The sequence below is a fragment of the Streptomyces sp. NPDC052016 genome (assembly GCF_044548445.1).
Taxonomy (GTDB): domain Bacteria; phylum Actinomycetota; class Actinomycetes; order Streptomycetales; family Streptomycetaceae; genus Streptomyces.
Map to the genome: position 1 here is coordinate 36,209 of NZ_JBIUBX010000043.1, position 21,202 is coordinate 57,410.

At 74.2% G+C, this 21,202-nt stretch carries 19 protein-coding genes; 11 read left to right on the forward strand and 8 right to left on the reverse strand.

Annotated elements, in window-relative coordinates; all coding sequences use genetic code 11:
- Positions 1 to 137: 137 nt before the first annotated feature.
- Together ACIHAR_RS37720 and ACIHAR_RS37725 are read left to right on the forward strand one after the other, a co-directional pair.
- On the forward strand, positions 138 to 362 hold the full coding sequence (locus ACIHAR_RS37720) for a DUF2945 domain-containing protein (RefSeq protein ID WP_365463596.1): 225 nt from the start codon (positions 138 to 140) through the stop codon (positions 360 to 362).
- 1 nt (position 363) lies between these two features.
- Positions 364 to 696, forward strand: coding sequence for a DUF3140 domain-containing protein (locus tag ACIHAR_RS37725; protein ID WP_388751630.1), 333 nt, complete (start codon positions 364 to 366; stop codon positions 694 to 696).
- Between the two features lie 161 nt (positions 697 to 857).
- Here ACIHAR_RS37725 and ACIHAR_RS37730 read toward each other — a convergent pair whose 3' ends face one another.
- From ACIHAR_RS37730 to ACIHAR_RS37755, 6 genes are all read right to left on the reverse strand, one after another.
- Complete coding sequence (locus ACIHAR_RS37730) at positions 858 to 2,261, reverse strand: hypothetical protein (RefSeq protein ID WP_365463590.1); 1,404 nt, start codon at positions 2,259 to 2,261, stop codon at positions 858 to 860.
- A gap of 67 nt (positions 2,262 to 2,328) precedes the next feature.
- On the reverse strand, positions 2,329 to 6,039 hold the full coding sequence (locus ACIHAR_RS37735; protein WP_400023765.1) for an NACHT domain-containing protein: 3,711 nt from the start codon (positions 6,037 to 6,039) through the stop codon (positions 2,329 to 2,331).
- A 13-nt stretch (positions 6,040 to 6,052) separates the two neighbouring features.
- The gene (locus ACIHAR_RS37740; RefSeq protein WP_365463584.1) at positions 6,053 to 6,376 is read right to left on the reverse strand and encodes a trypco2 family protein; all 324 of its coding nucleotides are present in this window, start codon (positions 6,374 to 6,376) and stop codon (positions 6,053 to 6,055) included.
- Between the two features lie 168 nt (positions 6,377 to 6,544).
- Complete coding sequence (locus ACIHAR_RS37745) at positions 6,545 to 7,405, reverse strand: polysaccharide deacetylase family protein (protein ID WP_365463581.1); 861 nt, start codon at positions 7,403 to 7,405, stop codon at positions 6,545 to 6,547.
- A 980-nt stretch (positions 7,406 to 8,385) separates the two neighbouring features.
- Complete coding sequence (locus ACIHAR_RS37750) at positions 8,386 to 9,162, reverse strand: Fpg/Nei family DNA glycosylase (protein ID WP_400023768.1); 777 nt, start codon at positions 9,160 to 9,162, stop codon at positions 8,386 to 8,388.
- Between the two features lie 334 nt (positions 9,163 to 9,496).
- Positions 9,497 to 9,655: a hypothetical protein gene (locus ACIHAR_RS37755; protein WP_400023769.1), complete on the reverse strand. Its 159-nt coding sequence runs from the start codon at positions 9,653 to 9,655 to the stop codon at positions 9,497 to 9,499.
- 104 nt (positions 9,656 to 9,759) lie between these two features.
- On the opposite strand from ACIHAR_RS37755, the gene arsM reads away from it, so the two are divergent.
- Positions 9,760 to 10,653: an arsenite methyltransferase gene (arsM, locus tag ACIHAR_RS37760; RefSeq protein WP_400023771.1), complete on the forward strand. Its 894-nt coding sequence runs from the start codon at positions 9,760 to 9,762 to the stop codon at positions 10,651 to 10,653.
- On the opposite strand, the gene ACIHAR_RS37765 is transcribed toward arsM, so the two are convergent.
- Positions 10,630 to 11,574, reverse strand: coding sequence for a zinc-binding dehydrogenase (locus ACIHAR_RS37765; protein WP_400023773.1), 945 nt, complete (start codon positions 11,572 to 11,574; stop codon positions 10,630 to 10,632). The two genes, arsM and ACIHAR_RS37765, sit on opposite strands and share 24 nt — an antisense overlap.
- Positions 11,575 to 11,651: 77 nt before the next feature.
- Between ACIHAR_RS37765 and ACIHAR_RS37770 the strand changes: the two genes are divergently transcribed.
- The 7 genes from ACIHAR_RS37770 (at position 11,652) to ACIHAR_RS37800 (ending at position 19,216) form a co-directional block, all read left to right on the forward strand.
- Positions 11,652 to 12,065: a winged helix-turn-helix transcriptional regulator gene (locus tag ACIHAR_RS37770; protein ID WP_400023774.1), complete on the forward strand. Its 414-nt coding sequence runs from the start codon at positions 11,652 to 11,654 to the stop codon at positions 12,063 to 12,065.
- A gap of 131 nt (positions 12,066 to 12,196) precedes the next feature.
- A complete protein-coding gene (locus ACIHAR_RS37775; protein WP_365463564.1) occupies positions 12,197 to 12,409 on the forward strand; it encodes a DUF2997 domain-containing protein in 213 nt (70 codons plus the stop codon).
- Positions 12,400 to 12,996, forward strand: a complete 597-nt coding sequence (locus ACIHAR_RS37780) for a 4Fe-4S cluster-binding domain-containing protein (RefSeq protein WP_365463562.1) — start codon at positions 12,400 to 12,402, stop codon at positions 12,994 to 12,996. Before ACIHAR_RS37775 ends, ACIHAR_RS37780 begins: the two co-directional genes overlap by 10 nt.
- The gene (locus tag ACIHAR_RS37785) at positions 12,993 to 14,534 is read left to right on the forward strand and encodes an AAA family ATPase (RefSeq protein WP_400023775.1); all 1,542 of its coding nucleotides are present in this window, start codon (positions 12,993 to 12,995) and stop codon (positions 14,532 to 14,534) included. The genes ACIHAR_RS37780 and ACIHAR_RS37785 overlap by 4 nt, the downstream gene beginning before the upstream one ends.
- A 75-nt stretch (positions 14,535 to 14,609) precedes the next feature.
- Positions 14,610 to 17,048: a hypothetical protein gene (locus ACIHAR_RS37790; RefSeq protein WP_400023776.1), complete on the forward strand. Its 2,439-nt coding sequence runs from the start codon at positions 14,610 to 14,612 to the stop codon at positions 17,046 to 17,048.
- Positions 17,049 to 17,178: 130 nt separating this feature from the next.
- Complete coding sequence (locus tag ACIHAR_RS37795) at positions 17,179 to 18,795, forward strand: Hsp70 family protein (protein WP_400023778.1); 1,617 nt, start codon at positions 17,179 to 17,181, stop codon at positions 18,793 to 18,795.
- A 10-nt stretch (positions 18,796 to 18,805) separates the two neighbouring features.
- On the forward strand, positions 18,806 to 19,216 hold the full coding sequence (locus ACIHAR_RS37800) for a DUF1257 domain-containing protein (protein WP_365463550.1): 411 nt from the start codon (positions 18,806 to 18,808) through the stop codon (positions 19,214 to 19,216).
- A gap of 112 nt (positions 19,217 to 19,328) precedes the next feature.
- Here the strand turns inward: ACIHAR_RS37800 and ACIHAR_RS37805 are convergent, their stop codons facing one another.
- Positions 19,329 to 19,769 carry a hypothetical protein gene (locus tag ACIHAR_RS37805; protein ID WP_365463547.1) on the reverse strand — a complete coding sequence of 147 codons (441 nt, stop codon included), beginning with the start codon at positions 19,767 to 19,769 and terminating at the stop codon, positions 19,329 to 19,331.
- Positions 19,770 to 20,046: 277 nt separating this feature from the next.
- Between ACIHAR_RS37805 and ACIHAR_RS37810 the strand changes: the two genes are divergently transcribed.
- Positions 20,047 to 21,111, forward strand: coding sequence for a serine/threonine-protein kinase (locus ACIHAR_RS37810; RefSeq protein WP_365463544.1), 1,065 nt, complete (start codon positions 20,047 to 20,049; stop codon positions 21,109 to 21,111).
- Positions 21,112 to 21,202 lie beyond the last annotated feature (91 nt).

Below are 21,202 nucleotides of genomic sequence, written 5' to 3' on the forward strand. Positions count from 1 at the left end.
ATTCCGCGACGACGGAGCCGCCACCTGACCGTTTCCCTCCGGGCCGTCGTGCCGGGGGGATGCCGCGGAACCGGGCCGCTGCGCGTTTCCGCACGGCTCCCCTGGTGACTCGCGAGGAAAGTGGCAGGAGGTGGCCTATGTCCGGAAAGAAACAGCCGCGCAAGGGCGACCGGGTGTCCTGGAAGAGTCACGGGAGCGAGACCACGGGCAAGGTCGAGAAGAAGATCACCGAGAGGACCGAGGAGGCCGGACGTACGGTCGCCGCCTCTCCCGAGGACCCGCAGTACCTGGTCCGCAGCGACAAGTCCGGACGCGAGGCCGTCCACAAACCGCAGGCCCTCCGCAAGAAGAAGGACGGCTAGCGTGTCGCCGCGCGACCAGGGCGCCGTGTGGGACGACTTCCACGAGCTGGTCAACCTCAGCCCCGGCGAGTTGGAGGACTGGCTGGCCCGTGAGGAGTCGAAGAGCGCGGGACAGCACGAGTCCGGAGGCGAGTCGACCGGGCACGCCTCGGGGCGGCGCATCGTGGCCATCCTGCGCAGCAAGCGGGGCGATCTGTCCGACGACGACTACGCGCACATGAGCAAGGTCGTCGGCTACATCAAACGCCACCTCGCCCAACGGCCGTCGGGAGACACCACACACAGCAAGTGGCGCTACTCGCTGATGAACTGGGGCCACGACCCGGAGAAGTAGCGGTCGCCCAGGATCCCGGTGCAGCGCGCCCCGTATGCCGGTCGGGCTTCCCCGGGCGCCGGTCCCAGCCTCCCGGATACCGCTCCCAGCTTCCCGGATACCGGTCCGGCCCCCGGATACCGGTCCGACGGAGAAGACCTCATACCGGTGGCACCGACGGGTCAGCCACCGGTCACCTGGGGCGCCCAGTCGCACGCCTCGATCGCCGCTTCCAGGACGGCGCGTTCGGTCGCCGTGAGCGGGTAGATGTCCCCCGCGCCGGGCGCCGGGTCGAGGTGCGGGCGGACCCGGTCCGCGTCGGTGGCGTTCAGGGCGAGAACCGGCTTCACCAGGATGTTCAGGGGATGCTCGAGGTCCTGGACGATCGTGGAGTAGAAGTCCGCCGAGGTCCTGGTGCGGTGGGCGAGTCCGCCCTCGTACACCGCGAGCCTGCCGTAGGGCGCCGACACGAAGCCGCCGATGGCGCGCGAGCCGCGGAGGTCGTCGTCCCTGTCGTCGGGGCCCGTCGGCACCAGGAAGTCCGGCGAGGCGCAGCGTTCGAGGGTGGAGATGTCGTAGTGGTAGTTGACGTTGCCGCCCTCCGCCACCAGGAGGTTCCAGGGGGCCACCGGGTTGAGCCGGAAGATGGTGCGCGGCGTGGAGTCGTAGCCCGCGTACAGGCCCCGGATGCGGCCGCCGATGATCTGCCAGCGGTACAGGCCCTTGTCCCAGCCTGCGGTGACGATGGAGTCCTCGGTGAAGGTGATCGCGTTGAACTCCCCGTGCCGCACGGACTCCACCACCAGCTCGTGCAGCGGCTGCAGCCTGCTGTCCGTGACCAGCAGCCGGGAGCCGTCCGCGAAGGCGATGCGGGTGCCGGTGGCGTCGACGGCGAACAGGTCCGCGCGGCGCAGGCCGAACTCCCGCAGATCTAGCTGCTCCTGTTCGCCGTCGGCGAGGGCCAGGGCGACTCCGAGCAGTTTGGTGCCGACCACCCACCCCGTCGCGGTCGGCTCCACGACGGCGTCCAGCAGCCCGCTCCCCGAGGCGAGCACGGCCTCCCTGCCGGGGGTGTACTCCACGATCTCCGTGTCGCCGCGGTAGCCGCCGCTGTCGAACTCCCGGCGGGCGATGACGGTCTCGCTGTCGAGGGCGCACATCGACCAGTGCTGGGCGGGTCCTTCGTACAGCACGGAGCGCACGCCCGTCCGGTCGACCGTGACGACGCGGGAGGTGTGCGTGTCCCGGCCCCTGGTGTCGAGCGCCACCACCGGATGGCGGACGCAGAAGCCGGCCGGGTGCACGAGGCGCAGCGAGCCGGGCATCTTCACGGTCGTGCGGTGGAACAGGTCCGCGCCGAGCCGGAGCGCCTCCTTCGTGTGTACGCCGGAGAGCACGGCGGCGAGCCGGGCGTCGGCGTCCGACGGCGGGGTCCACTTGCGGGGCTTCAGATGAGCCGCCGCGCCCACCGCCTGCGGCAGTGGCAAGGACAGGATGAGCCACCACAGACTGCGCCAGTCGCCCTTGCGCGCGAACTTGCGGGCCATACCGACCGGATCCGGACCGCCGTCGATGCGTGGGATCACCGTGCGTCGCCTCCCCGTTGGTGTACATCCGTCACTGGACGCCGTACCGACGCACTTCCCCGCCGCGTCACACCGAGAACCATCCGCCCGGTCTGATGTCCGCGCCGAGCCTGCGCAACGTGGCCTCCTTGAGGTCCGGATCGAAGTCGCCCATGGCGCTCGCGGCGTGGACCTGTACGGAGCGTCCGGCGTCCGGCGAGTCCGCCAGCTCCCGCAGCAGGCGCAACCCCTCCTCCCGGTCGACGCCCGCCAGTGCGCGCGCGGCGGTCACGCGGGCCTCGCCGGACGACTCGGCGGCATGAGCGCGGAGCAGGGACAGGCCGGCCTGCCGGTCACGCCGGGCCAGCAGCACGGCGGCCTGGAGGCGCGGCCCGTCGTCCCAGGCGGGTTCCCGGGCCAGCTCGGTCAGCAGGGCTTCGCCCTCCGCCGGTTCGTAGTGGGCGAGTTCGGCCGCCGCGCGCAGCCTGTGCTGGGGATCCTGGCCGGTGCCGCGGGCGATGGCGCCCAGGGCCCGTACCCCGTCCGCGCGGTCGTGCTGCGCGAGCAGCACCGCGGCGTCGCAGCTGTAGCGGCCGCGCACGGCGCCGTCGGCGAAGTCGCGCAGCATGGGGGCGCCGGTGGCGGTGTCGTAGCGGGCGAGCCGGTGGGCCGCCTCGACGCGGTAGCCGGCGTCGACGCGTTCGTCGCGGGCGATGCGCTCGAGGAGCTCGGTCGCCTCAGTGCGTTCCTGGTCGCCCGTGCCGGCGAACGCGGCGAGGGCGTCGGCCGCGTACACCCGGCAGTCCGCGAAGAAGCGCCCGTCGGCGGCGAATCGGCGCAGCCAGTCGGTTCCGGCGGCCCGGTCGTGGGCGCGCAGCGCGACGGCGGCCTCGACGCGGGCCAGATGGGGGCAGTGGGGGTTGGCGACCAGGGCGCGCAGCCGCGCGGTGCCCGCGGGCGGGTCGTGTTCCGCGAGGCGGGCGGCGGCCTGGGCGCAGTAGCGGGAGGTGGAGTCGTCCGCGAACCGGGTGAGCAGTGCGGTGCCGGTCTGCCGGTCGGCCCGTGCCAGGTAGGCCGCCGCGCCGATCCGCAACTGCACAGGGAACGAGGCGTCGTGGCAGAAACCGCGCAGCAGCCCGGTGCCGCGCGGGTCGTGGCCGGCCAGCGCCGCCGCGGCGTTGACCCGGTCGACCGGGACGGAGTCCGGGTCGGTCGCCATGTCGTGCAGGCGGCGCCGCTGGCCGGGCAGGTGGGCGAGCGCCGTGTGGGTCTGCTGCCAGTCGTGGACGACCGGGGCCGTGCCCGTCTCCTGCTCGTCCGGGTGCTGCCACAGCTTCTCGAGGATCCGGTCGCGGGTCTCGTCGTCGCACATGCCCTCGGCGACCAGCCACGCCGCCTGCTCCACCCGGCGGGGGTCGGCGGCCAGCCCGCGGGCGAGCTCGCGTTGCCGTTCGGCCGGGTGGCGGTCGAACGCGAACAGCGCGGCGACCCGCGTGTCGGGATCGGCCAGGGCGTCGCCCCAGGCGGCCGGGTCGGTGCCGTAGCGGTCCCGGAGGTGTTCCGCGGCCAGGTACTCGGCGAACGTGCGGTGCAGGAAACGCGGGTACGCCCCGTGGACGTCGACGACGAGTCCGGTGGCGTCGAGGAGCGCGGCGACCGTCCGGCGGGTGTACAGGTCGTCGTCCCGCGGGCCGGTGAGCAGGTCCGCGGCGGCGCGGGTGATCGACGTGCCGTGCCGCAGGTAGACGTCGGCCAGATCACCGAGGAAACCGCGCAGGGCGGTGGTGACGGCCGAGTGGCGCGGCGCTTCCCGGGCGTAGCGCTCGCGCAGCCGGCCGAGGAGTTCCTCGACGCGGTCCCGCAGGCCGGGCTCGTAGGGGGCCTGCCGCTGCGGGAAGCGGCCGAGGAACTCGGCCACGGCACGCGCGTACAGGTCGACGCGGCGGCCCCGCAGGTGCGGCTGCCCGCCCGGCTCGAAGTACTGGCCGACCGCGAGCTGGGCGAGGAGGGGCAGCCGCACGAGGTCGACCATGTTGCTTCCGCGCACGTACGCCAGGAACTCCGCGGCCCGCGCCTCGGCCCGCTCGTGGACCAGCGGGTCGGCCAGCCGGTCGGCGCCGCCCGTCTGATGGGCCATGACGAACCGGTGGAGCTGTGCGTCGGAGAACGGCTGGAGGCGGAACTCCGTGACGCCGGCGCTCGCGAGGCTGCGCCAGGTGCTGTCGTGCAGACCGCGCGTGGACAGCAGCAGACGGCGCTCCATGCCGGGCCCTCCGGTGCTGTCCCGGGCCGTGGTGAGCAGCAGCTCCATCACCTGCCGCCAGTCCTCGGGCCGGGTCACCTCGTCCAGCGCGTCGACCAGCACCAGGACCCGGGCGCCCGGCACGGGCGGGCCGGCCTCCAGCAGGACCCGCGCCTCCGGCCGCACGGCCGAGGCGACGGAGTCCTTGCCGACCAGTTCCCGGGCGGCGATCCGCACGGGCAGCAGCGGCCCGAAGGGCGCCCCGCTCGGCCCCTGGGCACGGGTCGCGGCGCGCCACCACCGCCAGGCGGTGACCTCCACGTACTCCAGCAGACTGGACTTGCCCACGCCCGGCTGGCCGGTGACGACGATGTGGCGAGCCGTGGGGTCGGTGAGGAGGCGCTCGACGGAGACCGGCTGTCCGGTGACGCGGAGTGGCCCGGCCGGAGCGTCGGCGTCCCGGTCCGTGGTCGTGTCGAGGTACTGCTGGGTGTAGACGCGGGCCAGCTCGCCGGGCTCGGCGGCGTGGTAGGGGAGACCGCCGCGGTCGCGGACGACGTCGGCGGCGGGCGCGGCGGCGAGCAGCGGAGGCGGGAGCAGCGGGCGGTGGCGCCGCAGGTGCCGGGCGCGCAGCGAGGCGGCGACACATCCTGCGGAGGCCACGACCACCGCGGAGGCGGGTCCCGCGGGGAGGGCGGCGCCCGTCGCGGCCGCCGTGCCCAGCAGCAGGGCGGCCGGGGAGGTCCAGAGTCCGGCCGTACGGCGGCGTCGCGGGGGGTCCGCAGGTGCGGGGCGACTCGGCTCCGGCTCTCCGACGCGTCCGGGTGCCCATGCCCCCGCTCCACCGGCCCACGCGATCCACGCGGCCAGGCCCGGATCGTCCGCGAACGTCGACGCGGGTACGGCCCGCAGCTCGGCGACCGGTCCGGATCCTCCGCCGGCGTCCGCGGTGACGACTCCCACGAGGCGGTCCCCGGCGAACAGCGCCGCGCCCGACATGCCCGCCCACCCGCTGCCGGGGGTCGGCCGTGCCAGCGCACCGGTGGTGATGACCCACTGCCCGGCCCGTACCCCGGACAGCGGATGCACGACTCCGCTGAACTGCCGCGACTCGCGCGTCCCGCTCGTCACGTCGTGGTCGGGAAAGCCGACGGCGGTGACGTCGACGGGGTCGGCGGAGGTGAGATCGGCCCAGTGCGTCGGCGACCAGCCGGCCGGCAACGCGGGCTGGTCGACGTCGGTGACCAGCAGCAGCGCCGTGTCGCACTCCGGCCGCCACCACACGGTCACGGCGTCCTGGAACGGTTGTCCCCTGCGGGCGTCCGCCAGCGCCCGTACCCGGCAGCGCGCGCGGTCACGGGTCAGCTCCTCCAGTGCCGCCGGCGACAGGGGGCGCCGTGGCGGCGGTACGCCGGGCGCGGGTTCACCGCTCGGCGTGGTTCCCTCGACGGCGTGCCAGACCGTGAGCACGAGCTGCGGCGTGATGAACCAGCCCGAACCCACGACGCGGGCCGAGGGGTTGAAGACCTCCGCGACGCGCTGCGCGCTCAGCGGCACAACCCGGTCCCCCTCAACGCGGCTCGCCGTCGACGTCCGCCGTCACGCGCACGGGCCCGTCGCCGCGCGCCGCCACCGGGTTGAGGGTGAGCGAGAGCCGGTGCGTCGTCTCCGCCGCCGCCCTCCCCGCCGCGCCGAACGAGACCACCCCGAAGCGCAATCCCCCGCTGCCCGAGCCCTCTCGGGTGATGGCGAGCGCCAACTCGACGTCCACCGGCCCCAGTTCGAACTGCAGGGGCTGTCCGCTGCCCTGCGCCATCGCCGTCGTCAGCTCGGCCCGCAACGCCTCGATCGTCTCGGCCAGCCCTCCGGCGACCGCCCCGTTCTCACTGCCCATCAGATGACCCCCGTGACGGCTCGGTCCGCGGCTCCGTGAACAGTTCCATGATGACACCCCTGTCCCCTTGCACAGGAGACCTGTTGGGCACGTCCGCGCAACGGGTCGGTCTCGTGCGCGGCCCTGCCGGAGAGAGATGTCCTGGCCGGCCGGCCCGGTTCGCCGGGGCTACAGGTAGTCCTCCAGGCGGGCGACCGTGAAGCCCTGCTTCCGGATGTGGCGCAGCAGGTTCGCCGTCATCTCGGTCATGGTCGCGCCCTTGAGCTCGGACGGTCCGCGGAAGTGGGCCAGGATGATGTCACCGGGGTGGAGTTTCCGGTCGGCGCGCTGGTACTGCATGTTCGTTATCTGCATCGACTCGCGCCACAGCACGATCGCCTCTATCCCGCAGGAGGCCGCGGCGGCACGGGTGTTCTCGTCCCAGTTGCCGTAGGGCGGACGGAACAGCCGCGGCGTGGTGCCGTATCGATTCCTCAGCTTCTCCTGCTGCCCGCAGATCTCCTGCTTCTGGGCGGCGGCGCCCAGGGTGCGGAGGTTGGGATGCGTCAGCGTGTGGTTGTGGACGCCGTCGCCGAGTCGCTGGAGCTGCTCGAAGTAGCCGTAGTCGGTGCGGATGGCGGAGTCCGTCAGGAACATCGTGAAGGGGATCTTCAGCTCCCGCATCATCGTCACGAACTCCGGGTCCTTCTCGGCGCCGTCGTCGAACGTGAGGAAGACGATCTTCTCCTTGGTGGGTATGTCGCTGATCACCGGCACCCCGCCCCCGTCGGCCGCCCGCCCCGCCGGCTTGGTCGCGGGCGGGGCGGGCGGTGCCGCCAGCGGCTCGAGGCCCCACTTGCGGTAGGCGGCCGCGGTGCCCGCCTGCGCGCCGGCGTCACCGCGGGGAGGCCGTGCGGGCGATGCGGAGGAGTGCGGCGTCGTGGCGGAAGGGGACCCCGCGGGGGGTTCCGCCGTGGACGCCGTCGCACAGCCCGTCGCCGTCGCGAGAAGGAGACAGGCCAGTGCCGCCCTCCTGATCCGCCTGTTCACCGCGCGCCCACCCCATGTCGTCCGTACGCCTACGCCTGTACGCCCTGCTTGATGGCGAACGGATGTCCGAGGTTCCGCTCCCGGAGGCGACGGCGGGCGGAACTGAGATTCCGCCTCCGGGAGGCGACGGCGGGCGGAACTGAGGTTCCGCCTCCCAGAGGCGACGGCGGGCGTCGGGCACGGTCCTCCTTCCGGCCCGGCCCGCCCGGCCGAAGGGAACGCCACCCCTGGCACCGGCGCCGGGGCCTGCGCCGGGAGTCGCGCCAGGACTCGGCGGCTCCGGGGAGCTGCGCAGAGGCGTGCTCCTGGGCGCGGCAAGGGTGACGGAACTGCGGCGGAGGCGCGCGAGCTCCGGGGTGCAGGGCGGGAGGGGCGGGAGGGGGTGCGGCGGGCTGGGGGCCAGGAGGCGGGACGGGTTCGGCGGGGCCGGGGGTGAAACGGCGGGGCGGGGGTTGCGCGAGGCCCGGAGGAGGCGGGACGCGGTTCCGCTGGGCCCGGAGCCAGGAGGCGGGAAGGGCCTCCACAGGCCCCCGAGCCAGAAGGCGGGACGGGCTCCACGGACCCCGGAGCCAGGAGGCAGGACGGGGCTCGGCGGGGCCGGGGGTGAGACGGCGGGGCGGGGGTTGCGCGGGGCCCGGAGGAGGCGGGACGCGGTTCCGCGGGGCCCGGAGCCACGAGGCGGGACGCGGTTCCGCTGGGCCCGGAGCCACGAGGCGAGAAGGGCTCCACAGGCCCCCCGAGCCAGAAGGCGGGACGGGCTCCACGGGCCCCGGAGCCAGGAAGGCAGGACGGGGCTCGGCGGAGACCGGAGCGACGGAGTGGTGGGCGGGTCCGCGTGGTCCTCACCCGGTGGCGGACGGGCGCCGCGGCGGCTCGGCCGCCTCACCCCGCTCGACGAAGCCTTCGCCGTGCCCGCGCCACGCCGACCAGGGCACGGTCGGACCGGCGCCCCCGCCCGCAAGGGGACCGGAGGTTCCGTTCTACTGGCACCGCGGACACCACACCGTGGCGCGTCCTGCCGTACGGGAACGGCGGAGGGGGTTGCCGCAGCGCGGGCAGACGGGGGCCGGGTCGTCGCGGTGACCGGTGAGCCAGGAGTCCCGCGGCGGGACGCAGGCGGCGGTGACCGCGGAGCGCAGGGTGCGGCGCATGTGCGTGTAGAGGCGGCGGCGGTCGGCCTCGGTGAGATCGCTCGCCCGGCTGGTGGGGCGCACTCCCGCGCGCCACAAGATCTCGTCGGCCAGGAGATTGCCGAGTCCGGCCAGGACGGACTGGTCGATGAGGGCCGTTTTGACGCTGCCGCGGCGGGCGGAGAGCGCGGCCTCGAACTCCTCCCGGTTCACCGCCAGCGCGTCGGGCCCCTGGCGGCCCAGGAGCCGTGCGACCTCCGACTCGTCGTCGGCGAGCCAGAGACCCTGGAGCTTGCGCTGGTCGCGGTAGCGGAGCTGACGGTCACGGGCCACGGTGAACAGGACGCGGTCGTGGGCCTCGACCGGGTCGTCGGGACGGCCGCACACCAGTCTTCCGGTCATGCCGAAGTGCAGCAGGAGGGTGGGACCGCCGGTGCGCGCGAGCAGCCACTTCCCGTGCCGCTCCGGCCGGGTGAAACGCCGGCCTTCCAGCGCGTCCCGCAGCCTCCGGGTGGTCACCCCGTGCAGTACGCCGGTGTCCCGCACGTCGACGCGTCGGATGACCCGGCCCTTCGCACAGGACTCGAGCACCTTCCGGAATCCTTCGACGTCCGGCAGCTCAGGCATGGGACACGTCCTCTCTCCCGCGCGGCGCGGGGATCAGCACGCGCGGCGAGCCGGCCGCGGCCTCCCCGGAACATCGTGCCTCCTGGGCGGGCCACGGTGCGGCACCCGACCGGTGACGGTTCCGCGCGGCAACCGGTGCCGGCGGACGGCGTCCGGCGAGCCGCCGCACCGGTCGGAAGCCACCGGAGCGGCGGGACGCCCGGTGCCCTCGCGGCGGTCACCCGGCGTCGGCCAGGGCCGCACCCGCGCCCGCGCCGGCTCCGGCGGTCCGGGCGGGAACGTACGCGGCCGCGTCCCGCGCGGTCGGCCCGTCGCCGCCGCGGCGGGCGGTGCATCAGGCGATCACCGGCGGCAGCCGCAACCGGGCCGGGTCGCCCAGGGCCTTGAAGACCCCGGCCGGCTCCGCCGCCCGTTCCTCGTCGAGCGGCGCCGCGGACAGTCGGCGGCAGAGGTCCGCGTCCTCGCCGAGCATCTTAATCCCCTGTTTCGACATGTCTCTATGTTGACGTCTCTCGATACAGGGCGCAGGGTGGAATCAATGAACGTCGAAACAGCCCGTTCCGGGGCACCTCCGCCCGGTCACCCAGGAGTGAAGTCATGAGCGAGCAGTCCGCCGACCTCCGCGAAACCGTCCGCGCGCGTTACGCCGCCGCAGCCGTGAAGGTCACCGAGGGCGGCACCGCCTGTTGCGGGCCCGAGCCGGTCGAGGTCGGCGGGACCTTCGGTTCCGCCCTGTACGCGGCCGACGAGCGCGACACCCTGCCCGCCGAGGCCGTCGCCGCGTCCCTCGGCTGTGGCAACCCCACCGCCGTCGCGGCGCTGCGCGAGGGCGAGCGCGTCCTCGACCTCGGCTCCGGCGGCGGCATCGACGTCCTGCTCTCCGCCCGCCGCGTCGGGCCGACGGGCAAGGCGTACGGCCTGGACATGACGGAGGAGATGCTCGCCCTCGCCCTGGCCAACGCCGAGAAGGCGGGCGTGACGAACGTCGAGTTCCTCAAGGGCACCATCGAGGCGATCCCGCTGCCCGCGAACACCGTCGACGTGGTCATCTCCAACTGCGTGATCAACCTGTCCGTCGACAAGCCCGCCGTCTTCGCGGAGGCCTTCCGCGTGCTGAGGCCCGGCGGCCGTATCGGCGTCTCCGACGTCGTCGCCGACGACGGCCTCACTCCCGGGCAGCGGGCCGAGCGCGGTGACCACGTCGGGTGCGTCGCCGGCGCGCTGTCCTTCGCCGAGTACCGGGACGGGCTGCGCGCCGCCGGGTTCACCGACGTCGAGATCACGCCGACCCACGCGGTGGCCGACCGCATGCACTCCGCCGTCGTCCGCGCGGTCAAGCCCTCCGGCTCCGGCGAGACGGGCGGTACGGCCGCGGCGGCGGCCGCGTGCTGCGGCGTCACCGCCTGCTGCACCCCGGACGAGCGGGCCACCGGCCCTTCGACCACGGTGGCCGAGGCCAGGGCCGCCTCAGGATGCGGCTGCCGGAACTGACCGGGCCTTCGACACCTCCAGCACCGCCTTTCCGGCGACGCGCCGTCCGCGCAGGGCCCCGGCGGCCTCCGCGAAGCGCTCCCAGGAGCCCTGCCAGCCGATCTCGACGGTGAGGGCGCCCTCCGCGGCCAGTTCGGCGAGCGTGGCCAGGTCCGCGCCCGCGGGGCCCTCGATGACGAAGGAGTTCAGCGACTTGGCCGGGCCGACCGTCGCGTACGGCGGGAAGACGGCAGGCTCCCCGGAGGTCCAGCCGACGCTCTGCACGCTGCCTCCGGGCGCGAGCAGGCCCCAGGCGGCCACGAGTTGGGGCCCTCCGACACTGTCGACGACCACGTCGACCGGGCGGTCGAGCCCGTCCAGCCCGACCAGCACCTCGTCGGCGCCGAGTGCGGCCAGCCCCTCCCCGCGGGCCGCCGAGCCGACGGACGCGATCACGTGGGCCCCGGCCCGCGCCGCGAGCTGGACGGCGAAGCGGCCGACCCCGCCGGAGGCGCCGGTGACCAGCACCCTCTTCCCCGGTCCGAGGCCGGCGGCCCGCAGCGAGCGCAGCGCGGCCACTCCGGCCACCGGCAGCGCGACCGCCCGCGCCAGGTCGAGGGACGCCGGCGCCTCGGCGAGCGCCTCCACGTCGATCGCGACGCGCTCGGCGAAGGCGCCCGGCGTCAGGGCCACCACCCGGGTGCCCACCGCGGGGCCGGTTCCGTCGGCGGCGGCCCGGGTCACCACTCCGGCGGCGTCCGAACCGAGCACCGCACCCGGCGGGATCCGGCCGGAGCGGGCGTCGTTGAGGTCGCCGTAGTTCAGCGAGGCGTGGGTGACGTCCACGAGGACCTGCCCCGGCCCCGGCACGGGGTCGGGTACCTCCGCGAGGCGGACGGCGGCGGGCGCGGACGGATCGACGACGAGCGCGCGAACGGACATCTGTTCCCCCTTGGTGCACGACGTGTTACAGCAGTCATCCTCGGTAACGTTGCCGCTCCGCGGAAGGAGGCACATTCATGTCACAGAGGCACACCCGTGTGGCCGAGGCGGTGCGGGACGAAGCGTGTCCGGTCACCGAGGTGCTCGACCGGGTGGCGGGCAAGTGGAGCATCGGGATCCTGATCGCCGCCGCCCACGGCCCCGTCCGCTTCACCGAACTGGAACGCGCCGTCAGCGGCATCAGCCGCCGCATGCTCACCCTTACCCTGCGCAGGCTGGAGCGGGACGGACTGCTCGTCCGTACCGTGTACCCCACCGTGCCGCCCAAGGTGGACTACCGCCTCACGCCCATGGCCCGTGAGCTGTGCACCACGCTGACCGGCCTGGTGGACTGGGCCGAGCGCCACCGGTCCGCCGTGACCGAGGCCCGTGCCGCCTACGACGCCGGCGCCGGGCAGACGACCGCCGCCGGGCAGACGACCGCCGTCTGAAGCGGCAGCCCTCAGCGGCCCGGCGTACGGGGTCCTTCGGGGCCGACGAGCCGCCGGCCGGGTCGTGCGGACCTGCTGACGCCCCTCGCGCGGAAAGATATATTGCCGGTCAATCAGGTCAGAAGCCGGACGTGGGGGGCGAGTTGGCCGACGAGATTCTCGAAGTGACGATCCGGGCCGACGGGCGGGTCGAGATGCACGTCCAGGGCGTGGAGGGCATGGCGTGTCTGGCCGACACCCAGGAGCTGGTCGCCCGGCTCGGCGGTGACGTGGAGTCCCAGGAGCTCACCGCCGAGGCGTACGTGGAGACCGGCGAGGAGCACCACGACCGGCTATGGCAGTAGAGGGCGACGCGGTCGGCGCCGATCCCCGGTGGCGGATCCACTCGACGCTCGCCCGCAGCGCGGCGAACGGTCCGGGCCTGCGGTTCGTGGTGTGGAGCCAGGGGTGCAGCCTGCGCTGTCCCGGCTGCTTCAACCCGGACACGCACCCCCCGCACGGCGCCGGGCCGCGGCGGGTCTCCGACGTGGTCGACGAGGTGCTCCGCACCGACGGCCTCCACGGAGTCACCCTGACCGGTGGAGAACCCCTGGAGCAACCGGACGCGGTCGGGGCGTTCTGCGCCGCGATCCGGCGCCGTACGGACCTCGGGATCATCGTCCTGACGGGGTTCAGCCGCGCCGAGGTCGAGGGGGACGTGCGCCGGGCGGCGGCGGTCGCGGACGCGGACCTGGTCGTCGCCGGCCGGTACAACGCGCGGCTGCGGCTGGGGGCGGGGCTGCGTGGCTCGTCCAACAAGGAGTACTGGGCGTTGACGGGGCGGTACGGCGCCGCGGACCTCGCCGGCGTACCCGAGGCGGAGCTGGTGATCGGGGCGGACGGCACGATCACGCTGACAGGCATGCACGGCTGGGAGGGCGGTCCGCGGTGACCATCGAGAACGACATCGGCCTGTACCTGCGGGCCCGTGTGCCGCTGCTGGTGCTGGTCACGGTGGAGGAGCAGCGCGCGCTCGCCGTGCTGGACGCGGCGCGCGCGGCGCGGGACGCCTCCGGCGACCTGGTCAGCTGGGACATCGCCGACGGGTTCCGGTCGTCGGCCGGGCGGAGCATGCCCCAGGCGCCGACCCCGGAGAAGGCGCTGGAGAAGATCGGCGAGATGGTGAAGGCCGCGCCCAAGAAGCGCGACCTGTACGTGCTGAAGGACTTCCACGAGTTCTGGTCGAAGAGCCCGGTCGTGCGGCGCAAGGTCCGCAACCTGGCGCACGAGCTGGTGTACACCGGGTCCTCGCTGGTGGTCACCACGCCCGTCCGGGACGTGCCCCGCGAACTCAACGACGACGCCGTGGTCCTGGAGCTGCCGCTGCCGGACGCCGACACCCTGCGCGCCGAACTGGACCGCATGATCGCCTCGACCGGCGGAATCCGCACCGAACTGACCGTCCACGGCATGGCCCGGCTCGCCCAGGCGGCGCTGGGCCTCACCTCCACCCAGGCCCGGCGGGCCTTCGCCAAGGCGATCGTGCGCGACCAGGTCCTCGACGACCGGGACATCGGCGCCGTCCTGGCCGAGAAGAAGGCGGTCATCCGTTCCTCGCAGGCCCTGGAGTTCACGGCGCCGGAGGAGACCCCGGACGACATCGGCGGGCTGGAGGCGCTCAAGCGCTGGCTCACCCTGCGCGAGCGCGCCTTCGGCGACGAGGCGGCGGCGTACGGGCTGCCCGCTCCGAAGGGGCTGGCGCTCATCGGCATTCCGGGCACCGGGAAGAGCCTGACGGCCAAGATGATCGGCGGGATGTGGCAGCTCCCGCTGCTGCGCCTGGACGTCGGCGCGGTCTTCGGTTCGCTGGTCGGCGAGTCCGAGGAACGCATCCGCCACGCGCTGGCGCTGGCCGAGACCGTGGCGCCGTGCGTGCTGTGGATCGACGAGCTGGAGAAGTCGTTCGCCGTCGGCGGGGGCGGCGACTCCGGGACGTCGCAGCGCGTTCTGGGCACCCTCCTCACCTGGATGCAGGAGAAGACCAAACCGGTCTTCGTCGTCGCCACCGCCAACGACGTGACCGCGCTCCCGCCGGAGATGCTGCGCCGCGGCCGCTTCGACGAGGTCTTCTTCCTCGACCTGCCGACCGAGGCCGAGCGCCGCGAGATCCTCCACGTGCACCTGCGCAAGCGGCGCCGCGACCCCGGCCGGTTCGACACGGCGCTGCTGGCGCGGCTGTCCGACGGCTGTGTGGGCGCCGAGCTGGAACAGGCGATCGTCGACGCCATGTACCGGGCGTTCGCCGAGGAACGGGACATCACCACCGGTGACGTCGCCGAGGCGATCGGGCGGCTGGTCCCGCTCAGCCGCTCGCAGCGGGAGTCCATCGAGAACCTGCGGGCGTGGCTGCGCGACGGGCGGGCCCAGTCCGCCTCCTTCGCCGAGGCCGAGCGGGCGGCCGAGGCGCAGGTGCGGCTGGAACTGGCGTAACGAGCGGGGAATGCGGGCGGGGGCGCCGGCGTACGGCGTCGGCGTGACGGGTCCGCAGGGGGGAGCAGGCCGGTGGTGAGCGAACGGCGCGCCGAGCGCTGGCTGCGCGTGTCCGCGCGCTGGAACACCACGTCGTGGTGGGGCTTCCGGGCGCGCGGCGCCTGGTCACGGCTCTCCACGGCCGTCCGGGAGGGCGATCCGCGGGTCGTGGCCCTGCTGTCGGCGACCGCGCGGGACGCGGGGCATCCGCGGCGGGGGGACGCCGGTGAGCTGATCGCCGAACTCTGGGACGCCACCGGCGATCCGGGACTGCGTCAAGTGGTGCTGGACTCCGGCGCGTTGGCCCCCGAGGGGCTCGCCCGGCTGCGGACGGCCGCCCTGCACGGGCGGTTGACCGAGCTCTGGCCCGTGGAACAGGCCGACGCGGCGCACCCGTTGCTGTCCGACCCGGACCCCCGGATCCGGCGGACCGCCGAGGAGACCTGCGCGACGGCCACCGGACCGCTGTCGCGGGCGCTGTGGCGGATCGCCTCCCACCCGTTCGAGGGCGACGCCGAAGGGCCCGCGGACCTGCCCCCGCTGACCTCCGTCCTGCTGCGCAATCCGGCACCCCCGCCCGCCGGGACGCTGACCGTGCTGTGGGCGGCCTGGCTGCGCTTCCCCGATCCACGGCTGCTGACCGCCCTGTCCTCCTGGGAGGCTCCCGCGCCGCACGAGCCGGAGCGCGGCGCGAGTCTCGTCGTACTGGAGCCGGACCTCTCCCGGCTGACCGCGCCCGCCGCCCGTGCCGCCCTGTTCCGGGCGGCCGCGCGCACCGGACATCCGCTGGGGGACATCGCCCGTACGAGGATCACGGCGGCGCTCTCGCCGGCGCTGGTGGAGGACCTGTGCGACGCGGCGATGTCCGAACCGGCGCTGGTGCCGTTCTGCGCCGGGAAGCGGCTCGCCCCCAGGGACCCCGTCCGCCGGGTCGTGTTCTTCCTGCTGACCGGCCAGCTGGACCAGTACCGGGGCATGGACCCCGACGGCCGGCTGCTGGAACTGGCCTACGCCGCCGCCTCCCGGGAGACCCGCGCCCGGCTGCAGCAGGCGATGCGCGCCACCGGCGGCCTGGACCTGGTGCGGATCCTGGTGGGCGGCGACCGGCGGTCGCGCATACCGGAGATGGAGGAGGACGAGCTCGCCTACCTGGGCGGGCAGCTCGCGGCGCGCGGGGAATGGCCGCAGCTGTGGAGCATGGTGCAGGACGTGGCCCCGTCCACCGGCCTCGGGCTGATGGGTCTGTTCGGGGACTGGGCGCCGCGCGACGAGGACGGCCGCCGGGTCTTCGAGATGATGCGGCGGGCCGATTCCGGGTCCGCGCGCGCGTGGGTGCGAGGGCTGAAGGACTGGTGGCCGGCGATCGCGCGCAGCAGCCGCATCCAGTTCCACGGCCGGGTCAACGACGTCTCCTTCGCCCCCGACGCCCCGTTGCTGGCGATCGCGGGCACCCATCAGGTCGCCGGTGTCGTCGACCTGGCGCAGGGACGGCTGGTGGAGCGCTACGACTGCTTCGACTCCTCGGTCGGGTACGTGGTGCACACCGGCGGCGGTGCCTTCGTCGCCGGTGAACGCACCAACAACGGCCGGACGACCTGCCGGCTCGTGCGCTGCGCCGGCGGCGCCCACCGGGTGCTGCACCAGGAACCCGGTCCCTTCACCGCGCTCACCCTGAGGACCACGGACGGCGCCTTCGCCGCCGGAACGCGCGGGGGCCGGCTCCTGCTGGGGGCGCCGGACGGCACCGTCGAGGCGGTCCGTCTGGACGAGCTCGGCCTGGATCCCCAGCGCGACTGGCCCCGGGCGGTGACCGCGCACCTCCCGTCCGGCCGTCTGGCGGTCCTGGCCCGGGAGCTGGCCGTCACCGACGGCACCGCCACGGAGGTCGTGGCCCGCGGCGACGGCGGGATGATCATCGGCCGGGCGGTGTTCACCGGCCCCGACTCGCTCGTCGTGGCGAGCAAACGCGGCACCGTCCTCCAACTGGGACGCGAGGGCCGCAATCTGGTCCCCGGCGCCGTCAACGCCGGCCTGGTCCGCGGCCTCGAGGCGCTCCCGGGCCGTGACGAGGTCGTCCTCGTCGACGAGCGGGGGCGGATCCTCGTCCTGGACGCCGGGTCGCTGGAGCAGAAGTCGCTGTCCCGGCCGAAGACGACGGCCTCGGTCACCAGCGCCCACCTCTCCCCGTCGGGCGACTTCCTCGCCGTCGGGTACGACGCCGGTTTCACCGACCTCTACGACCTGCGCACCTGGGAACTGCCCACGCTGATGACCAGGCCCCTGGTGGCCTGCGTCCCCGCGGACCTGGGTGTCGTGGCCGGCGCGCGGGCCGCCCGGGACCTGCCCGCGGCCGCACGGGAGTACCTGGACCTCCTGCACGACCTGCTGGAGTACCGCTTCCGTTTCGACATCGAGATCGGCGAGATCGGCGACCTCGCTCCCCTGTCCGCCGGTGAGTACGACATCAGCCTGTGAGGTGCCTGCCGAGATGCCCGTGAGACGCCCCTGAGATGCCTGCCGGACAGCCCGCCGAGAAGCCGCCTGCCGAGACGCCCGTGAGGCCGCGCCAGGCACATGCCCCAGCCCCGAGGAGCCCCGAGATCCCATGACGACCCGCATCGGCATCGACTTCGGCACCGCCAACACCGTGGTCGCCGGCTGGGACCACACCCTGGACCGCGGTGAGCCCATCCCGCTGGAGGGACTGGACCTGCTGCGCGACGGCAGCGGCGGCGTGAGTCAGCGGGTGATCCCCTCGCTGATCGCCTTCGCCGCGGACGGCCGACGGCGCTGGACGGGTGCCGCCGTCGCCCGGGACGCGGCCCTGCTGGACGACCCGGCGGTGGCCGTCTTCCAGTCCACGAAGAGCAGTGTCACCGGGCAGTCGATCGACATCCCGCGCTCCGTCGGCGGCCGCCGGATCAGCAACCGCGAGGCGGCCACCCAGTTCCTCGGCGACGTGATGGCCGCCGCCACCCTCGCCGTCGGCACGGACGACCTGGAGATCGTGGCGACCGCCCCGGTCGAGGCCTTCGACACCTACCGGGACTGGCTGGTGCGCGAGGTCGGCGAGACGGCGGGCCTCAGCCGGCTGCGCGTGGTCGACGAGGCGACCGCCGCCGCGGTCGGCTACAGCGCCCGGCTGCGCCCCGGGGACGCCTTCATGGTCTTCGACTTCGGCGCCGGCACGCTCGACATCTCCGTGGTACGGGTGCAGGAGCCGTCCGCGACCGGCGGCGGGGCCGGTGTCCGGGCCATCGCCAAGGCGGGAGCCGACCTGGGCGGCAACCACATCGACGCCCTCGTCGCCCGGCACGCCGCCGACGCCACCGGAGTGCCGCTCGGCGACACGGCGGCGTACAACCGGGTGTTCCGGCGGCTGCTGCGTTCCGCCGAGGCGGCCAAGACCACGCTCACCCGGGCCACGACCGCCGTCGTGGAGGCCACGGACCCCGGGACCGGGGAGTCCTACCGCCTCGACCTCTCCCGCGGTGACTTCGAGGCCCTGCTGCGGGAGCGGGACGTACTCGGCCGGGTGGGCAGGGCGCTGCGCAAGACCCTCGACAGCGCGTCGGCGGCGGGCTACCCGGCCGCGGAGATCTCCCAGGTGTTCCTGGTGGGCGGCTCCAGTCTCATCCCGGCCGTCCAGGAGCTGCTGCGCTGGCAGTTCGCGCCGGAGGTGCTGCGTCTGGACCGTCCGCTGGAGGCGGTGGCGGCCGGGGCCGCCGGCATCGCGGGGGGCTACGAGCTGCACGACCACATCCAGCACGACTACGCCATCCGGCACGTCAACCGCGACACCGGCGTCTACGAGTTCGAGCCGCTGGTCCGCGCGGGCAGCGAGTACCCGACGCCGGATCCGATCCGCACCCTCACCATCAAGGCCATCCGGGACGGGCAGCGCAACCTGGGGCTGGCCGTCTACGAACTGGCGCACGCCACCTACCGGGACGCGGGCGCCGACCTGGAGATCGTCTTCGACGCGGACGGCGGTGCCAGTACCGTCGCGGTCACCGCGCAGCACCGGCAGGAGCAGTCACAGCTGTGGCTCAACGAGGACAACCCGACCTTCCTGGAGGCGGATCCGCCCGCCCGCGCGGGCGCGGACCGGTTCCGCGTCGACTTCCGCATCGACGCGCACAAACGCCTCACCGTCTCCGCCTTCGACCTGGAACGCCGTGTCTGGGTCCTCGACCGGCAACCCATCGTGCGCCTCGCCTGAAGGAGTCCCCGTGTCCCACTACACCCGCGTCCGCACCTCGCTGCACGACCAGGAGACGCTGGTACGCGCCCTGAAGAGGCTCGGTTTCGAGGAGGTCGAGAGCCACGCGCAGCCGCAGCCGCTCTACGGCTACCAGGGTGACCGCCGCAGCCAGCGGGCGGAGGTCATCGTCCGCCGCCGGCACGTCGGCTCCGCCAGCAACGACATCGGCTTCGCCCGCGCCGACGACGGCGGCTTCCAGGCCATCATCAGCGACTACGACCGCAGGCGCTTCGACGCGGCCTGGCTGCGTCGGCTGACCCGGTCGTACGGCCATGAGAGCGCCCTCTCCTTCGCCGAGGAGAACGGCTACGAGGTCCTCGCCGAGGAGACCGACAAGGCCGGCGACATCCACCTGACCCTGCGCCGCACGGCCCTGTGACCGCGGCCGGCCGCGGGTCACCACCGCCGGGAACGCGCCCACGAGGCCGGGTCCCCCAAGGCGGCCCCTTCGGGGCCGTGGTTCCGGTCGGTCCCGGCGCTCCGCCCCGTCGTCAGAGGACGTACGGGCCGTCGCCCGGATCCGTCGTGTCGGTCGCTCCCGTGGCGAGGCGGCGGTGGGCGGCGCGGGCGTGGACGAGGCGGGCCAGTGCCGTGCCGACCAGGGTGGCGGTGAGCAGGCAGCCGAGCCAGAAGGTGTCACGTGGGCCGGCCCAGGTGAGGGTGCCCGCGGGCGGGATCGCGAAGCCGTTGAGGAACAGCCAGCAGAGCACGGCCGTGCCGGGGGCGGCCGTGAATCGGGCGCACAGGCCCAGCACGGCGGCCAGCAGGGACAGCGCGGTCAGGGCGAATCCGGGCCGGTCCGTACCCACCAGGATGTTGAGGAGCGCCACCAGCACCAGCGCGCCCCCGAAGGCCCCGGCCCACACCAGCGGGGTGGCGACGGGCTGCGGGACGGGCCTGGCGCCGGTGCCCCGGGGCATCCACTCGATCATGCTGACGTTTCCCCTCCCGGCCCTCTCCCCCGCCGACACCATGGGACCACGGGCATCCCAACCCCTCCTGGGCACGGGCCTGAAGGAGATTGTCCCTCGGCCGGCCCCGGCCGGCCCCCTGGGCGCCCCCTCTCCTCGTCCCGCCGGCGGCGGTCGGTCGCGCGGTTCATGATCGGTATTCTGAGGCCGCTGCGGCACCCCCCACCTCGCCCGCCGCGAGGCGGTGAGTCACGCCGGCGGCGGTCGAGTCGTCCCACGGCATGAGGATGTAACACAGGTGCTCATAGCAGGCCGGTACCAGTTGCACGACGCGATCGGGCGGGGCGCGATGGGGGAGGTCTGGCGGGCGTACGACGAGACGCTCGGCAGACCGGTGGCCGTGAAGCTCCTGCTGCCCCAGGACACCGACCGCACCGCCACCTCCCGCTTCCGCCTGGAGGCCCAGACCGCCGGCCGGCTCAACCACCCCCACGTGGTCGGCGTCCTCGACTTCGGCGAGCACGAGGGCCGCCTCTTCCTGGTGATGGAGCTGGTCGAGGGCGACAGCCTCGCCCAGCTGCTCTCCCGCTCCGGTCCGCTGCCCGCCGAGCGCGTGGCCCGCGTCGCCGCCCAGGCCGCCGACGGCCTCGCCGCCGCCCACCGGCAGGGCATCGTGCACCGGGACGTCAAACCCGCCAACCTCCTCCTGGACCGCGCGGACACCGTGAAGATCGGTGACTTCGGCATCGCCCGTTTCCTGGACGATCCCGGCGCGGCCCTCACGGCCACCGGGCAGATCGTCGGCACCAGCCTCTACATCGCCCCCGAGCGGGCCCTGGGCCGTCCCGCCGGACCGGCCTCCGACGTGTACGCGCTGGGCTGTGTGCTCTACCAGCTCCTCACCGGTCACCCGCCGTTCCGGGCCGACTCCGCGCTCGCGATCCTCCACCAGCACCTGGACGCCGTCCCCGTGCCGCCCCGGGAGCTGGGCGCCGACCTGCCCCCCGCCTTCGAGAACTACCTGCTCGGACTCCTGGCCAAGCGGCCCGAGGACCGGCCCACGGCCGAGGAGGTCGCGGAGTGGTTCCGCCGGGGGGCATGGCGCGGGGCTCCCGAACCCCTGCCGCAGGAACTGCGCGCGGCGGTGCCCGGGCCGGAACCCGTCGCCGCCCCCGTGGACGTGTTCGTGCCGGTGGCCGACACGGAGTGGAGGACGAGCGTGCACCGGGTGTCCTCCCGCGCCGGCGCCCGCGGCAGGCGCGGATCGCGGGCCCTGGCCCTCCGCCGTTCCCATGTACTGGCGCTGCTGGGCGGCACCGCCCTGTTCGCCGTGGCCCTGCTCACCGGCGTGGCCCTGTTCTAGATGATCTATTCCAAGGGGTGCCCGTAGAGACGTGAACGAGGGTGTCCAAGATCGTTGTGTGACGAACAACCTGGACACCCTCGCGACCGCA

Coding starts and splice junctions, on each gene's coding strand:
- ACIHAR_RS37805 (WP_365463547.1), bottom strand. CDS start 19,769: ATGATCGAGTGGATGCCCCGGGGCACCGGCGCCAGGCCCGTCCCGCAG.
- ACIHAR_RS37765 (WP_400023773.1), bottom strand. CDS start 11,574: ATGTCCGTTCGCGCGCTCGTCGTCGATCCGTCCGCGCCCGCCGCCGTC.
- ACIHAR_RS37750 (WP_400023768.1), bottom strand. CDS start 9,162: ATGCCTGAGCTGCCGGACGTCGAAGGATTCCGGAAGGTGCTCGAGTCC.
- ACIHAR_RS37740 (WP_365463584.1), bottom strand. CDS start 6,376: ATGGGCAGTGAGAACGGGGCGGTCGCCGGAGGGCTGGCCGAGACGATC.
- ACIHAR_RS37720 (WP_365463596.1), top strand. CDS start 138: ATGTCCGGAAAGAAACAGCCGCGCAAGGGCGACCGGGTGTCCTGGAAG.
- ACIHAR_RS37755 (WP_400023769.1), bottom strand. CDS start 9,655: ATGTCGAAACAGGGGATTAAGATGCTCGGCGAGGACGCGGACCTCTGC.
- ACIHAR_RS37795 (WP_400023778.1), top strand. CDS start 17,179: ATGACGACCCGCATCGGCATCGACTTCGGCACCGCCAACACCGTGGTC.
- ACIHAR_RS37770 (WP_400023774.1), top strand. CDS start 11,652: ATGTCACAGAGGCACACCCGTGTGGCCGAGGCGGTGCGGGACGAAGCG.
- ACIHAR_RS37780 (WP_365463562.1), top strand. CDS start 12,400: ATGGCAGTAGAGGGCGACGCGGTCGGCGCCGATCCCCGGTGGCGGATC.
- arsM (WP_400023771.1), top strand. CDS start 9,760: ATGAGCGAGCAGTCCGCCGACCTCCGCGAAACCGTCCGCGCGCGTTAC.